Annotated in this window: 13 protein-coding genes and 1 tRNA gene; 5 read left to right on the top strand and 9 right to left on the bottom strand. The window is 68.9% G+C overall.

All coding sequences use genetic code 11. The features are described 5' to 3' along the window. Positions 1 to 300: 300 nt before the first annotated feature. Positions 301 to 1761 (top strand): glyceraldehyde-3-phosphate dehydrogenase, encoded by a 1461-nt coding sequence (locus ACSYDW_RS14415; protein ID WP_438339422.1) that lies wholly within the window; start codon positions 301 to 303, stop codon positions 1759 to 1761. Between the two features lie 109 nt (positions 1762 to 1870). Further along, a complete protein-coding gene (locus ACSYDW_RS14410) occupies positions 1871 to 2389 on the top strand; it encodes a hypothetical protein (RefSeq protein WP_438339421.1) in 519 nt (172 codons plus the stop codon). A 25-nt stretch (positions 2390 to 2414) separates the two neighbouring features. On the opposite strand, the gene ACSYDW_RS14405 is transcribed toward ACSYDW_RS14410, so the two are convergent. From ACSYDW_RS14405 to ACSYDW_RS14380, 6 genes are all read right to left on the bottom strand, one after another. Continuing rightward, a complete protein-coding gene (locus tag ACSYDW_RS14405) occupies positions 2415 to 3248 on the bottom strand; it encodes an acyltransferase domain-containing protein (protein ID WP_438339420.1) in 834 nt (277 codons plus the stop codon). 116 nt (positions 3249 to 3364) lie between these two features. Then, complete coding sequence (gene def, locus ACSYDW_RS14400) at positions 3365 to 3937, bottom strand: peptide deformylase (RefSeq protein WP_438339419.1); 573 nt, start codon at positions 3935 to 3937, stop codon at positions 3365 to 3367. Between the two features lie 95 nt (positions 3938 to 4032). Further along, positions 4033 to 5193, bottom strand: coding sequence for an acyl-CoA dehydrogenase family protein (locus ACSYDW_RS14395; RefSeq protein ID WP_438339418.1), 1161 nt, complete (start codon positions 5191 to 5193; stop codon positions 4033 to 4035). A gap of 136 nt (positions 5194 to 5329) precedes the next feature. Next, positions 5330 to 5405, bottom strand: a tRNA-His gene (locus tag ACSYDW_RS14390). Positions 5406 to 5545: 140 nt separating this feature from the next. After that, positions 5546 to 6163 (bottom strand): oligoribonuclease, encoded by a 618-nt coding sequence (orn, locus tag ACSYDW_RS14385; protein WP_438339417.1) that lies wholly within the window; start codon positions 6161 to 6163, stop codon positions 5546 to 5548. Between the two features lie 236 nt (positions 6164 to 6399). After that, complete coding sequence (locus ACSYDW_RS14380; protein ID WP_438339416.1) at positions 6400 to 6606, bottom strand: hypothetical protein; 207 nt, start codon at positions 6604 to 6606, stop codon at positions 6400 to 6402. A gap of 378 nt (positions 6607 to 6984) precedes the next feature. Between ACSYDW_RS14380 and mptB (ACSYDW_RS14375) the strand changes: the two genes are divergently transcribed. From mptB (ACSYDW_RS14375) to ACSYDW_RS14365, 3 genes are all read left to right on the top strand, one after another. Next, positions 6985 to 8772: a polyprenol phosphomannose-dependent alpha 1,6 mannosyltransferase MptB gene (gene mptB, locus ACSYDW_RS14375; protein ID WP_438339415.1), complete on the top strand. Its 1788-nt coding sequence runs from the start codon at positions 6985 to 6987 to the stop codon at positions 8770 to 8772. Between the two features lie 71 nt (positions 8773 to 8843). Next, positions 8844 to 10499 (top strand): polyprenol phosphomannose-dependent alpha 1,6 mannosyltransferase MptB, encoded by a 1656-nt coding sequence (gene mptB / locus ACSYDW_RS14370; RefSeq protein WP_438339414.1) that lies wholly within the window; start codon positions 8844 to 8846, stop codon positions 10497 to 10499. Further along, complete coding sequence (locus ACSYDW_RS14365; protein WP_438339482.1) at positions 10499 to 11824, top strand: glycosyltransferase family 87 protein; 1326 nt, start codon at positions 10499 to 10501, stop codon at positions 11822 to 11824. The genes mptB (ACSYDW_RS14370) and ACSYDW_RS14365 overlap by 1 nt, the downstream gene beginning before the upstream one ends. A 161-nt stretch (positions 11825 to 11985) precedes the next feature. On the opposite strand, the gene ACSYDW_RS14360 is transcribed toward ACSYDW_RS14365, so the two are convergent. From ACSYDW_RS14360 to ACSYDW_RS14350, 3 genes are all read right to left on the bottom strand, one after another. Then, positions 11986 to 12480: a DUF3995 domain-containing protein gene (locus ACSYDW_RS14360; RefSeq protein WP_438339413.1), complete on the bottom strand. Its 495-nt coding sequence runs from the start codon at positions 12478 to 12480 to the stop codon at positions 11986 to 11988. Positions 12481 to 12535: 55 nt separating this feature from the next. Then, positions 12536 to 13834 carry an LssY C-terminal domain-containing protein gene (locus ACSYDW_RS14355; RefSeq protein ID WP_438339412.1) on the bottom strand — a complete coding sequence of 433 codons (1299 nt, stop codon included), beginning with the start codon at positions 13832 to 13834 and terminating at the stop codon, positions 12536 to 12538. A gap of 83 nt (positions 13835 to 13917) precedes the next feature. After that, on the bottom strand, positions 13918 to 14541 hold the full coding sequence (locus ACSYDW_RS14350) for a GNAT family N-acetyltransferase (protein WP_438339411.1): 624 nt from the start codon (positions 14539 to 14541) through the stop codon (positions 13918 to 13920). Positions 14542 to 14570: the final 29 nt, after the last annotated feature.

Raw genomic sequence — 14570 nt, 5'->3', positions numbered from 1 at the left:
CGGATCTGCACCAGACCTACCACTTGCACCGGTCCCTCCCGGCGTACCTGTCGTCCGGATGCGTGCACGGGCCGCCCGGCGTTCCGTGGTGTCACGGTGCCCGAACCCCCGGGCGGCGGGCCCTGTGATCGACCTCACCGGAAGGTTACGCCCAGCGCGACGCACACCGATTAGAATGGATACCGGGCTACCGCCCACGGGGAAAGATCCTGACACCCCACACAACCGTTTCTGCAAAGGTGCTTTTACGGTAGCAACCGGCTAGAGGATCGCCAGCCGGCTGAATCGGAAGGATTTTCAGTGACCCAGCAGTCCGTCGCAGCCCTACAGGAATGGAGCGGGCGCGAAGAGCTCGCCGAGGCCATGATCCCGTTGATCGGTCGCTTGTACCGCAACAACAACGTGGTGACCTCGATCTACGGCCGCAAGCTGATCAACCAGTCGGCCATCAACATCCTCAAGGCACACCGCGTGGTCCGCCGCATCGAGGGCGAAGAGCTCTCCATCGAGGCGACGATGCCCCTGCTGCAGGCCATCGACTCCCTGAACGTCGGCGCCGTGTCCATCGACCTCGGCCGCATGAACAAGAAGTTCGCCGAATCCGGCTCCACCGACCTCGTCGCCTTCCTCACCGAGGAACTCGGCGAGAAGGTCGGCCAGGCCGGCGCCACCGACGCCGAACCGACCGACGTCGTGCTCTACGGCTTCGGCCGCATCGGCCGCCTGCTGGCCCGCATCCTCATCGAACGCGGCGGCTACGGCCTGCGCCTGCGCGCCATCGTCGTGCGCAAGGGATCGGACGACGACATCGTCAAGCGCGCCTCGCTGCTGCGCCGCGACTCGGTCCACGGCCCGTTCGACGGTTCGATCACCGTCGACGAGGAAAACAACACCATCCTCGCCAACGGCACCCTGATCCAGGTCATCTACTCGAACGACCCGGCCACCGTGGACTACACCGAATTCGGCATCGACAACGCCATCGTGGTGGACAACACCGGCCGCTGGCGCGACGAGGCAGGCCTGTCCCAGCACCTTCAGGCCAAGGGCGTTTCCCGCGTCCTGCTCACCGCACCGGGCAAGGGCAACCTGAAGAACATCGTCCACGGCATCAACCACACGGACATCACGGCCGAGGACAAGATCCTCACCGCCGCATCCTGCACCACGAACGCCATCACCCCGGTGCTCAAGGCGCTCAACGACCGCTTCGGCGTCGTGCACGGCCACGTCGAGACGGTCCACTCGTTCACCAACGACCAGAACCTGATCGACAACTTCCACAAGGGCGAGCGCCGCGGCCGTTCGGCAGCGCTGAACATGGTCATCACCGAGACCGGTGCCGCCAAGGCAGTGGCCAAGGCCCTTCCGGAACTCGAGGGCAAGCTGACCGGCAACGCCATCCGCGTCCCCACCCCGGATGTCTCCATGGCGATCCTGAACCTGAACCTGGAAACGGCGACGGACAAGGACGAGCTGAACAACTACCTGCGCGAGGCCTCGCTGGGTGCCGAGCTGCACAAGCAGATCGACTACATCGATTCGCCCGAGGTCGTCTCCACCGACTTCGTCGGCTCGCGCCGCGCCGGCATCGTCGACGGCCTGGCCACCATCGCCACCGGCAAGAACGCCGTTGTCTACGTCTGGTACGACAACGAGTTCGGCTACTCCTGCCAGGTGGTCCGCGTCATCGAAACGATGGCCGGCACCCACCCGGTGGCGGTTCCCGCCATCGCCTCGACCCAGGCCCTGAGCGTCTAGGTCCACGCAGCGCAGCGAGCGGGCCGCGTCCTTCGATTAGATTCGATGGGCGCGGCCCGCTTTCGTGTTTCGGGCCCCCGGGGCCGGCGCCGCCGGATAGGGTTGGGGCATGACGACTGTTCCACGACGCCTCCGGGTGCGCACGTGCCTTGCCGCGGCGTCGGCCCTGTGCATGGGTTTGCTGCTGGCTTCCTGCGCCGCAGGCCCTGGAGCGGGACAGGTCCCGGGCACGGAAAGCGACCCGTCGGCCGAGGCGGGGACGGGCAGCCTGAATTCCGTGGAGCTGGCACTCTCGGGGAGCGACCCCCGGGTCATTCGATCCGATGCCCCGCTGGGCGGGTCGTCGGCGAAGGCGCTGTTGACCGGGAGGCTGGGGATCGGGCGCGGGAACTGCCTGGGCGTGGCCACCGACAAGGGCCTGGCCGTCCCGGCGTTCCCCGCGACGGCCCAGCTGCTGGCCGGGGGCCGGCCCGGCATCGACATCGAGGGGCACAGGTACCTGGTTGGCGAAGAAGTCTCCTTCGGCGGGGGACTGGCGGTGCTTGACGACGAACGCAAGCGCGCACTGGCCCCATGCCTGGGCGAGGGTGATTCGGACATCTTCCTCATAGGGTCGCTCGGCCCCTGAGTGCCCCCGCCGGTCCGCGGTCCGTTCAGGCGCCGGGCCAGGGGCACACGCCCTTGGCGACCTGCCAGGTGCCGCCGGCTTCGATGCGACCTGCCACCAGGCGCTGCAGCGAGGAATCGCGCGGCAATAGCCGGGGGTCGGTGCCCTTGGGGACGTGGAAGGTGAAGTACAGCGCGTCGTGGGGCTGGTCGCGGGGCTCCACGTTGGAGAAGCGCGCCGCGAACCTGGCGATGTTCGAGGCCGGCAGGGACGCGGACAGGTAGGGGTCAAGCAGCCAGGAGTCGCAGGAGGCGTGGTCTATCCGGGCGTCCGGGAAGTGCCGTGCAAAAAACGCAGCGGCCAACGCCAGGGACTCGTCCACCGAGGCCGGGTCCAGCGGCCCGCCCTCGGGGATGTGCAGGGTGATGGACCACGGGCCGCCGGGCGTTTCGCGGTGCAGTTGGTGCTGCAGTCGCCCGATCCGGAAGAGCACCCCGGCCAGGTGCAGCAGCAGCCACCACCAGGTCTCCAGCCCGAAGTCCCCGTGCGTCCTGCGGTGCAGCTCCATCTGCTTGCCGATGTCGGCGAGCGTCGCCTCGATGACCGCGGGGGAGACGCCGGTGCGTTCGAGCCGTTCGGCCGCCACCGGGGCGAAGCGCAGGATGGCCTCGATCCACTGGCGCTCCACGACGCCGTCGAGTTGCTTGAGCGCGGGTGCCTCCGCATTGCCCCACCGGGCGTCGAGGGTTTCCAGGGCCAGCTGTGTCCCGCGGTCGGCCGGGGTGCCCAACATCCGGGTGCAAGCTTGCCGGTCGATGTCCGGGATGGCGCACAGGTCGAGGATTGCGGCTGCCGTTTCTGGGCCGTGGGTGACGGTCATCGGATCGGGATTCCTGGTTCTGTGCACAAGCGCGGAGGGGTCTTGCCTGTCCCCGGACCGGTTCCGGCAGTGCGCGGACCCGGCGGGCGGAAACCGGCGGAGGGAACCGTCGGGTTCTAGTGGCCGAACGGGTCCTCGTCGGTGCCCGGCAGCCAGGTGAGCCCCGGCACACCCCATTCGAGGGACTTCTTGGCCTTCTTCCAGCGCTTGGCCCACTTCTCGTTGAGCTTGTCGACGTAGAGGTAGCCGTCCAGGTGGTCGTACTCGTGCTGCATGATGCGCGCGAACCAGCCGGTGGCGTCGAAGGACACCGGGTTGCCGTCGCCGTCGAAACCCTCGACGCGGGCGAACTCGGCGCGCTTGAGCGGGAAGTTCAGCGCCGGGGCCGACAGGCAGCCCTCGACGTCGTCGTCCGGGTCCGGGTTGGCCTGGGAGACCTTGGAGAGGGTCAGTCGCGGGTTCACGACGACGCCGCGGGTCGGAGCGTCGTCCTCGTGCTCGTACTCGTAGGTGAAGAGGCGCAGCCCGACACCCACCTGCGGGGCGGCAAGGCCGACGGCGTTTGCGGCGTCCATCGTCTCGTACATGTCGACGATCAGTGTGCGCAACTCGTCGTCGAACTCGGTGACTTCCTGCGCGCGGGTGTGCAGCACGGGTTCGCCGTAGATGGTGACTGGGCGGATGCTCAAGACTTGCTCCTTGTGGTGGTGTGCCGGCCGGGAGGTGGTGCGGCCGGGATGGTGCGTGGCGGACCCGGGTCGCGGGTCCGTGGGACGGGCGCCGGCTAGGACGCGGTGCCCAGCGAGGAACCGATGCTCTCGCGCATGATCTCGCTGGTGCCGCCGAAGATCGTCAGCAGGCGGGCGGCAAGGAACGACTGCGCGATCGGGTATTCGAGGATGTAGCCGTAGCCGCCGTGTACCTGCAGGGCCCTGTCGCTGATCGACTGGGCCCGTTCGGATGCCCACAATTTTACCTGCGCGGCCTGGACCTCATCGAGTTCGCCGTCGTTGAACGCGAGCACCGCGCGGTCGACGTACCCCTCGGTGACCTCGACCTCGGTCAGCAGGTCGGCCAGAACGAAGCGGGTGTTCTGGAACTGCAGCAGGTTCCCGCCGAACGCGTGGCGGTCCGTGGCGTACTGCAGGGCCTGGGTGTAGGAGGCGCGGGCAACTGCGGAGGCCGCAACGGCGATGCCCAGGCGCGCCTGCGGCAGCTGCTCCTTCACGTAGCGCAGGCCGGCGCCGAGTTCGCCGACCAGGTCGGACCCGGGCACGCGGACCTCGTCGAAGAATAGCTCGGCGGTGTCGGAGGCCTTGACGCCCATCTTGTCCAGCTGGTTTCCCGCGGTGTAGCCCTCGGTCTTGCGCACCATGAACAGCGAGAACGAATCCGCGTTGCCGCGCCCGGTGCCTCCGTCCGTGCGGGCCAGCACCACCGAGGCGTCGCCGGTGACACCGTTGCCGATGAAGGTCTTCTGGCCGGTGAGCAGCCAGTCGTCGCCGTCGCGCACCGCCTTGGTGCGCACCCCGCGCAGGTCCGATCCGCAGCCGGGCTCGGTCAGGGCGCACGAGGTGACGATCGAGCCGTCGGCCATGCCGGGCAGCCACTTGGCCTTGAGCTCGGCCGATCCGTAGTTAAGGAGGTAGGGAAGCACCAGGTCGTCGTGGAGGTGGAAGGCCAGTGCGACGCCCAGGTGGCCGGCTGCGACGAATTCCTCGTCCATCACGGTGCGGAAGCGGTAGTCGTCGATCCCCATGCCGCCGAATTCCTCGGGAATGGCCAGACCCAGCAGGCCGGCCTCGCCGGCGGCGGTCCACATGCTGCGCGGCATCTGGTGGGCGGCATCCCAGTCGGCGTAGTGCGGGGCGAGTTCACGGGCGTTGAACTCCGTGGCGAGTTCGCGGAAGTGCTCGTGGTCTTCTTCGAAGAGTGCGCGTTTCATCTGTGACTACCCTCTCTGCCGTGGGCCGGGATCCCGTCCACATTCAATTTTCGTTGGTTCCGTACGCGGGCCGCACCATTCGTGCTCCGCCCGGGTACGGGAAAAGCCGCTCCGGATAAATCCGGAGCGGCTTCATTGGGGTGAGTAACGGGGATTGAACCCGCGACCTTCTGGACCACAACCAGACGCTCTGCCAACTGAGCTATACCCACCAAGTTCGCCGTGAGGCTAGTTGCTCTGCGCTTCGTTCTTTCGTCCGAACCGCTTGGCAACGAGAACTATCTTACACACACTTTGGGGTGCAGTGCCAACTCGGATTGCCCCCTTTTTGGTGTGTTCTGCGCCACAGGTCCTAATCAGCCTGTTTTTCGGCAATGATGCGCTCGGCGATGGCCTTCGCCTCGGCCGAGTCGGGACCGGGCGCGGGGACCATGACGGCGGCGCGGTAGTACTTGAGTTCGTCGATGGAATCCCGGATGTCGCCGAGGGCGCGGTGGTTGCCGGTCTTCGGCGGTGCCTGGAAGAAGGCGCGCGGGTACCAGCGGCGGGCCAACTCCTTGATGGTCGAGACATCGAGGATGCGGTAGTGCAGGTGCTCGATGACCTCTGGCATGTCTCGCACGAGGAAGGTCTTGTCGGTTCCGACGGAGTTGCCGGCGAGCAGTGCCTTGTTGGCCTCGGGGGCGTGGGAGCGGATGTAGTCCATGACGATGGCGGTGGCCTCCTCCATGGAGAGGCCGGCGTCGAGTTCCTCGATCAGGCCGCTGGTGACGTGCATGTTGCGCACGAAGTCGTTCATCTGCGCCATGGCGGCGTCGGAAGGCTTGATCACCACCGAGACCCCGTCGCCCAGGACGTTCAGTTCCGCGTCGGTCACCAGGACCGCAACTTCAATCAGTGCGTCGTGTTCCAGGCTCAGGCCCGTCATCTCGCAGTCGATCCATACAATTTTTTCAGCTGAAATAGGCACAGGCCAAATGTACCCGATGGGCTGGTTTCGGCACGGCTGCGCATGGGTACGCGGGGGAGTCGCGGCCCTGGGAAGCGCAGCCGGTCCTGGCCGTGGCCCTGCGCGGCCGGAGGGCGGCCCGGAAAGTGCGACGGCATCCGGGGGGAGGAGCACGCTTCAGCGGGGATGCTTCACCAAGGTGCGTTGCGACCTAAGTGCGGGAAAAGGTGGGGTGCACGATGGCGCCCCGCCCGGGATCAGGGGCGCTTGGTGCCTGCGGAGCCGAGGTACCAGACGAGGAAGAACACCACGAGGCAGGTGCCGGCCAGCGCGATTCCCGCATTTGCGGACATCCCCAGGCGGGGTGCGGAGAAGCCGAGCAGCACCGCCAGGAAGGCGCCCCACCCGAGCATGCCGTGGTTGCGGGTGGTGGGTGAAGCTGGAGCCTTGGCTCGTCGGCCCATGGAAGGGGTCCCCGTTTCTGCTGTCTTGCTGGTCCTTTACGGGCGGCGCTGTACATGGTGGCCGCCCGTGGTGCTTGCCGGTTGCCGCGTCCGGGGGTGCGCACCTCGCCGGGAAGCGCGCCGTGACCTGTGCGGCAACTCCCAGTTTAGGTGCCAAGTCTGTGTGAAGGGGCAGGCCGATGCCCGGAGGCGGTGCGCGGCGCGTGCGATGCGGATGTGAGCTGTGGCGCAACCGCCGTTTGCCTCCGGGGATTTCGGGGGTTGCGGTGCTAGGATCGGATTTGATTTTTCGCAGGACGGTGCGATCCTGCGCGCCCTGCGCCGGGCGCCCCGGACTGTCCACGGCGTACCACGGCGGATACCAAGGAGAGGGGCCACATGGAGTCGAAGCACCCCGCGGATACAGGCGGCGTTCCTTCCCCACAGCCCGCAGGCAGGCAGCAGGCCCCGCGCGGGATCCACCTTTCCCCGCTGATCCAGGGCGTCGTCGGATCCGTCATGATCATGCTCGGGTCCCTGGGTGTCGGCTGGCTGGCCAGTGCGTCCCCGATGAACCGCAACCCGCTGCTGATCGCCATCCGGACCGAGGAGTCCGGCGTGATTGCCAGCACCGTGGTGATGACCCTGGGCTGCTGGGTGCTCTTTCGCGCCTGGCTGCGCATGGGCCAGCAGCTCTCCGGCTGGCCCGAGGGGTCGCTGTCCACGGTGCGCAAGGCCGTCTGGGCCTGGAGCGTCCCGATGCTCTTCGCGCTGCCGATCTTCAGCCGCGACGTCTTTGCGTACATCGGCCAGGGCCGCCTGGTGGCCGCCGGCCAGGACCCCTACGTCGATGGCATCTCCACGCTGAACAACTGGTTCCAGCTGGGCACCGACATCACCTGGGCCGAGTCCGAGACACCCTACGGTCCGCTGTACCTGAACGTGGAGTACTGGGTGAACCGCCTGGTGGGCACGAGCCCCGACCTCTCCGTCTTCCTCTTCCGCCTGGTGGCGTTCGCCGGGGTCATCCTGTGCCTGGTCTACGTGCCGAAGATCGCCGCCCTGCACAAGGTTTCCGGCGCGAAGGCCGCCTGGATCTCCGTGGCGAACCCGCTGTTCCTGATCAGCTTCGTGGCCAGCGCGCACAACGACTCGTTCATGGTGGGCCTGGCGCTGGCCGGCACCTACTACGCCGCGACGCGGCGCGGGGTGCTGGGCGTGGTGCTGGTGGCAGGGTCCATCGGCATCAAGCCGATCACCCTGGTGCTGCTGCCCTTCATCGGCATGCTGTGGGCGGGCCCGGGGGCCGGCTGGGCACGGATCATCCGCTACTGGTTCTACACCGCTTCCCTGGTGCTGGGCATCATGGCGCTGATCGGCTGGGCCAACGGCTACGGCTTCGGCTGGCTCTCGGTCATGCTCGAAACCGGAACCGGTGCCGTGATGTTCGCCCCGCTGGGGGCGCTCAACGCACTGCTCTCCGGGGCGCTCTCGACCATCGGGCTGCCCGTCGACTGGATCCTGCCGCTGCTCAAGCTCATCGGCCGGCTGGCCTCCGTGGGACTCGTCTTCCTGCTGATCTTCAAGGGCAAGTCGACGCACCTGATCCAGCGCATGGCCCTGGCGTTCTCCGCGCTGGTCATCCTCTCGCCGATCATCCAGCCGTGGTACATCCTCTGGCTGCTTCCGTTCTTCGCCGTCACCGGCATCCGCGACGACTGGCAGATGCTCTGGGTGTACTTCACCACCGCGTTCTTCATCGCCTTCGGCGCCGCCGACCAGATTTTCGTCTGGCAGTTCCTGGGGGGCCTTGACCCCTGGGTCAAGCACCTGTCCACGGGCATTTCCTGGGCCGCGATGTTCTACCTGGGCTTCCTCGACCCGCGGACCAGGGTGCTGTTCAGGTCGCTGGTTCCTGTGCGCTTCGGCGGCAGGCACCCGGGCAGGACGCAGGTCGCGGCCGCCGGCGCCCCGGTGGTCCCGGGAGGCGCCGCCGCCGCGGAAACCGGATCCGCGGGCGCGGCTTCCCTCTCATCCGGGGACACGGCCACCGGCAGTGCCGGCACCGACACGCCTGGCACCGACACGCTTGGCACCGCCGCATCTGGCGCAGCCCCCTTGGACGAGGGCCCGGCGGGAGTGGATCCCGCCGGGAACGCGGGGGAACACGGGGTGCCCCGATCGTAAGCCCCGTCGACCCTCCGCAGCTCGGAGCGCAACCCGCCGCGGGACCGCCGCCAGGCACCGCGCGGCGCTTCGTGGCGACCACCCGTGCCCTGGAAACCGCGCGCGAACGCAGCTCGCGGGTGCCGGTGCTGCGCCGGCTGACCGGCGGCGGGGAAAACCACCCGGACGTGGCCATCGCCCAGGGGCTGCTCGCCTCCGTGATGGTCATGGTCGGTTCCTGGGGCGTCGGCTGGATCCCGAGCTCGCAGGAATCGGTCCTGTCCCGCTCGAAGTTCCTGCTGCCGCTGCGCGTGGAAACCCTCGGTGTCATCGCCTGCACGCTGCTGCTGGCCCTCGGCTCGATGCTGCTCTTCAGGGCGTGGCTGCGCCTGCGCCAGCGTACCGAGGCCGACGACGCGAACCCGCTCAAGGCGCTGCGCCGGGCCATCTGGACCTGGTCGGTGCCGCTGCTCTTCTCCTTCCCGATCCTCTCGCAGGACGTGTACTCCTACCTGGGCCAGGGCCGGCTCATGCATGCCGGCCGCTCGCCCTACGAGGACTGGGTGTCCCAGCTGCCGGGGTGGTTTGCCCAGGGAGCGGACTCGCTGTGGGCCGAGTCCTCCTCGCCCTACGGCCCGCTGTTCCTGATGTATGCCCGCTTCACCTACTACGTCTCCGGCGGGGTGCCCGAATACGGGGTGGCCATGATGCGGCTTGTCGCTGTGGCGGGCGTGCTGCTGTGCATGTACGCGATCCCGCGGCTCGCAGCGTTCACCGGGGCGGACGGGGCCTGGGCCCTGTGGATCTCTGTGGCGAACCCCCTGTTCCTGCTGAACATGGTCGGCGGGGTGCACAACGACGGGCTCATGGTCGGCGGCGTGCTGCTGGGCTTCCTGCTGGTGTACCGCAAGAAGCGCGTGGCCGGGGTGCTCGTTGCAGCCCTCGCGGTGGCGATCAAGCCGATCGTGGTGCTGGTGCTGCCGTTCCTGGGGCTGGCCATGCTGCCCCGCGATGCCGGTTTCGGCGCGAAGGTGCGCGTGTGGCTGTTCACGGGGGGAATTGCCGCGGCAGTGATGACGCTGCTGGGTTGGGCCTCCGGCCTGTGGTTCGGCTGGATCGCGGCGATGGCCAACGCCGGCGGGGCCGCGTTCCCGTACGCACCCGTTGGCCTGCTGGGCATGTTCGTCGGGTGGATCGGCTCGCTCTTCGGCGGGGACCTGCGCGCCATCGCCGGGGCCGTCTTCACGCTCTTCACGCTGCTCTCGCTGGTGGTGGTGTTCCGGCTGGCGATCCGGAAGCCGGCCGGTGAGCCGCTGCTGTATTCCGGCTACGCGCTGGGCATCGCCGTGGTGCTGGCCCCGATCATCCAGCCTTGGTACCTGCTGTGGCTGATCCCGTTCTTCTCCCTGGGGATGCGGCGGCACCGGGTGCACCTGGAGCGTGCCCTGTACGTGCTGTGCCTGTTCCTGGTGCTCGCCGGCGTGGTGGACCAGCTCTCCGTGGGCCAGTGGATCTCCCTGACATGGGTGCGCATCCTCGCCGCCATCGTCGGGCTGGCCTACATGGCGTACATCGTCTTCATCGACCCGAAGACCGCCGGCATGTTCGGCGCGGACCCGCGCCGCCCGCGCAGCGAAACCCCGTGGCGCCCCAAGATTTCCGCGCTGTTCGCGTCCAGGCGACGTGGCTCCGCGCGGCAGACGTCCAAACGACAAGAATCCAGAAGAAACGAGGCAACCGGATCGTGATGCAACCGGTCAAGAACCTGTTCAACGCCCGGGAGGCCACCCGTCCGGTGATCATCGGGCTGCTGCTGCTGACCGCGCTCGGCGCGGCCATCGCCGTGGCGACCAAGCAGTGGTGCCGGGTCAACGGATGGCCCGACGCCGAGCAGCACCTGCACATGTGCTACTCCGACTTCACCCAGCTCTTCGGCACCCGCGGCATGGCCGACAAGCTCTTCCCGTACTACACGGGCCTGCCGGCCGAGCAGGCGCTCGAGTACCCGGTGCTGCTGGCGATCATCGCCGGGCTCACCGCCATGGTGATCCCGGGCATCGGCTTCTCGCCCGAGCGCCAGCTCGCCTACTTCGACCTGAACTCCGCACTGTCCTTCATCTGCTGGGGCGTCGTCGTGGTGGCCGTGGCCTACGCGGCACGCCACCGCAGCCGCGATGCGATAATGGTGGCCCTGGCCCCGGGCATCATCCTGACCAGCCAGCTGAATTGGGACTTGTGGGCCGTGATGCTCGCGATGCTGGGCCTTCTCGCGTTCTCCCGCAAGCACATCGTGCTGGCCGGCGTGCTGCTGGGCCTGGGCGCCGCGGCGAAGCTCTACCCGTTCTTCCTCTTCGGGGCGATCCTGGTGCTCTGCCTGCGCTCCGGGCGCATGCGCCATTTCTGGGTGTCGCTGGCCTCCGGCGCCGCGGCCTGGCTCGCGATCAACGTGCCGTTCATGCTTACCGCGTTCGACGAGTGGAGCCGCTTCTACACCTTCTCCGGCGACAGGCCGGCGGGCAACTCCTCGATGTGGCTGGCGTTCGTGTGGACGGGCATGGACGGGTCGACGATGTCGCTGATCTCCAACGGTCTCTTCGGCCTGGCCTGCCTGGGCATCGCCTGGCTGGGACTGACCGCCACGCGCCGCCCGCGCATGGCCCAGCTGGCCTTCCTGATCGTTGCCGCCTTCCTGCTGCTGGGCAAGGTCTACTCGCCGCAGTTCGTCATGTGGCTGATCCCGCTCTACGTGCTGGCGAGGCCGAAGTGGCGCGAATTCCTGGTGTGGCAGGCGATCGAGGTCTTCCACTGGGTGTTCGTTTGGCTCTGGAGCGCGAAGTGGGTCTCCGGCCTGAAGTACTTCGGGGACAGCTGGACGATCGAGGTCCTCTACGGGATCGGCATCGCCGCCCACATGGCCATGCTCACCTACATCTGCGTGAAGATCATCGGGGACATCCGCCACCCGGAGCGCGACGTGGTGCGCGCGGACGGCACCGACGACCCGCTGGCCGGGCCGATCGAGGGGCTCGGGGACACGTTCGTGCTGGGCGGAAAGGACCGCGCCAAGGCCTGAGCGGGACGCACCGGGCCGCTTCAATCGGCGGGCCGGCACCGGGTACGGTGCCGGCCACACATTGAGAGGGCGGGAGGGGACCACGCGGTCCCCTCCCGCCCTGCGCATATCCGGCCAGCGGACCCGTGCGGGCCGCAGGCGTGGAGGGCCGCCGCCGTCGCTCAGGACCCGGTGGCACGCCGCGGTGCGCCGGAGGCCAGCAACAGGGAAACGCCCAGCGCCGCAGCGAAGGGCCTGTACCAGCGGTTGTCGAGACGGCGGAAGGTCTCGCCGGCCGGTGGCAGCCCCAGCGCGGCGAGGGCGGCCCCGCCTCCCAGGGCGGAACGCAGCAGCATTGCCGTAGCAACGGTTCGCAGGGCAATCCGCTGGATGCCGCCGTCGCCCAGTGCCCCGGAGGCCAGCAGTCCCGCGCCGGCGGTGCCGGCGGCCACGAGGGCGGTGGCGGCGGCTAAGGGCATCTCGGCGCCCCGGCCGGACGCCGAGTGGCCCGGGAGCGACCGGCCCGGGAGTGCCTGGCCGGACACTGCTTCGGCGAGTTCGGCGGTGCTCCGCGCGGGCCACGGCGATCCGGCGGCCCACACTACGTGCAGGGCCGAAAGGGCCGCCAACCCGGTGGTGCCGAGGGTGCGGCCAAGGATCCTGGTTCCGGTGTTCATGGGCACCAGCCTACCCACAGCCCGCCACGCAGGGCGGCCGGGATCCACGAGCCGGTCACCCGGCCCGCGGTGGACGGGCCCGCCCGCGGCGCGACCCGCGGGCGTAGGTTCCGGCGCGGCTGCTTGAGAGGGCCAGCAGGATCAGGACGTCGCAGGCCAGGGCCGCGAGGCCGGTGGTGAGGGTGATCCGCGAGACGCCCGTGGCGACATCGGCCGCCTGGATGATGATCGACGCGGTGCTCAGCCACATGGCGGCAACCCGCGCCCTGCTGCTGCCCGCGAGGATGCCCCACGCCAGGAGCAGTTCCCCCAGCCCGAACGCCAGCACCACCCCGGCCACGACGAACAGTGCGGTCCGCGTGGCCTCCGGGCCGGCCACCGCCCCGTCGACGGTGGGAGCGGCGGGCGCCGTGGAGATGGCAAGCAACACCGGGACCAGCAGCAGCGCGACGGCCGCGCGCGCCACGACCAACGCGGCGCCCACCACCGTGGGCGCCGGCATGCCGGTGCCGCGCAGCGGTGCGGTCGGTGGGGCCCCGGCAGCCGTGCGGAGGTTCCGGAGGTCGATGACGGGCAGGTCGCCGTCGGTGGAAATCGAGTCCCCGCCGCCGTTGCGCGAGTGGTAGCCGGTCGAGAAGTCCTCGATCACCGTCACGGCCGCGGCCGGTTCGGCCGAGGCCACGCTGCTGACGATGTGGTCGCGTTCGACGTCGGTGTTCGCCTCGATCTTGTGGGTGACCTGCAGGGTGAAGAGGGAGAACCCCACGCTGCGGTCGTACGTCCCGGCGGCAAGCCAGTCCACCCGGCGGCCGCCGGGCAGCAGCCAGCCCTCGGGGCACTGCCAGAAGCGCACGTGGTGCCGCTTTCCTGGGCTGCTGTCCACTTCCTGCTGGTAGGCGAAGTCCTGCTGGCGGCCGAAGAGGTACAAGGGGCTGACCGGTGCCTGCGGGTAGCTCCGCCGAAGGATCGTCGCCTTGGCGATGCGCAGGCCGCTGGCGAAGGCCACGGGTTCGGCCATGGTCCAGCCGGCGCCGCGCATTGCCGCATGGACCTGGCTCTCGGTGCCCAGCAAGGCCAGGTTCACGGGGTCGCCGAGCAGCCCGTCGCTGGTTCGGGCACGGCCGATGAAGTATCCCGGGACGTAGATCTGCGTGAGGATGCGGTGCAGGCGTGGCAACAGCAGGTAGGCGACGAACGCCCAGAACACCAAGGGGAACCACAACTGGCCCCAGCCGAGGGTAAAGCTCTCGCCGACCAGCAGGTAGGCGAGCCAGATGGTGGCCGTGCCGCCCAGAACGAAGAAGACGTGGTCCAGCGTGCCGTCGGTGGATTTCCCTGTCGCCTTCCCGCCCATGGCGTGTCCCTTCCGTCAGTCGTCCCGAGCGCGACCGGCCCGTCCTGTGCGGTCCGGCCCCCTCCGATTCACTCCAGTTCGGTTCAGTCCCGCCCGGCCCCGCCCCGTTCCTCCCAATCCCGCCGCAGGATCCCCATGAGGACCTGGTCGTGGAACGCGCCGGCAAAGTAGGTGCCCTCGCGCCGTGTCCCTTCCCGCACGAATCCCGCCTTCGTGTAGGCGGCCAGGGCGCGGGCGTTCATCGCCAGCACGCGCAGTTCGATGCGGTTCAGGCCCATCTGTTCGAACCCGAAGCGCACCGCGGCCTTCACCGCGTCGGTGCCCAGCCCCCGCCCTGTGGCGTGCGGCCCGATCATGATGGCCAGCGTGGCGCAGCGTTCGGGAAGTGCCGCCCCGTGGAGGGTGAGGTGGCCCGCCAGCTCGCCGTCGGCCAGGGATTCGATGCTGAAGCCGGCGCTGCCCGGGTCGGCGTTCTCGCTCCACGCGCTGAAAAGCGCCGCGGCCGACCCTTCGGGGCGCGGGCGGATGGCGTTGGACTGCAGCAGCGCGGTGGCCGGGTCGGACCACCACGCCTCAAGCAGGGGGAGGTCTCCCGGGTCCAGGGCCCGCAGCCGGACGAGCTCGCCGCGCAGCAGTGCCGTGCCGTAGCCGGCGGTGTCGAGGAGCGTCCCGCGTGCCGGGACCGCTGCGGTGGGGGTGGTTCTCATGTGCCCGAGACTAGCAAACGATGGCGGCG

This window comes from Paeniglutamicibacter selenitireducens, assembly GCF_051550675.1.
GTDB lineage: Bacteria > Actinomycetota > Actinomycetes > Actinomycetales > Micrococcaceae > Paeniglutamicibacter.
This window is presented reverse-complemented; position numbering and strand designations above follow the sequence as displayed.

Bases quoted from the DNA above. Each gene is read 5' to 3' on its own strand.
- ACSYDW_RS14410 (WP_438339421.1), top strand. From the start codon at position 1,871: ATGACGACTGTTCCACGACGCCTCCGGGTGCGCACGTGCCTTGCCGCG.
- ACSYDW_RS14405 (WP_438339420.1), bottom strand. From the start codon at position 3,248: ATGACCGTCACCCACGGCCCAGAAACGGCAGCCGCAATCCTCGACCTG.
- ACSYDW_RS14395 (WP_438339418.1), bottom strand. From the start codon at position 5,193: ATGAAACGCGCACTCTTCGAAGAAGACCACGAGCACTTCCGCGAACTC.
- ACSYDW_RS14380 (WP_438339416.1), bottom strand. From the start codon at position 6,606: ATGGGCCGACGAGCCAAGGCTCCAGCTTCACCCACCACCCGCAACCAC.
- mptB (WP_438339415.1), top strand. From the start codon at position 6,985: ATGGAGTCGAAGCACCCCGCGGATACAGGCGGCGTTCCTTCCCCACAG.
- ACSYDW_RS14365 (WP_438339482.1), top strand. From the start codon at position 10,499: ATGCAACCGGTCAAGAACCTGTTCAACGCCCGGGAGGCCACCCGTCCG.
- ACSYDW_RS14360 (WP_438339413.1), bottom strand. From the start codon at position 12,480: ATGAACACCGGAACCAGGATCCTTGGCCGCACCCTCGGCACCACCGGG.
- ACSYDW_RS14355 (WP_438339412.1), bottom strand. From the start codon at position 13,834: ATGGGCGGGAAGGCGACAGGGAAATCCACCGACGGCACGCTGGACCAC.
- ACSYDW_RS14350 (WP_438339411.1), bottom strand. From the start codon at position 14,541: ATGAGAACCACCCCCACCGCAGCGGTCCCGGCACGCGGGACGCTCCTC.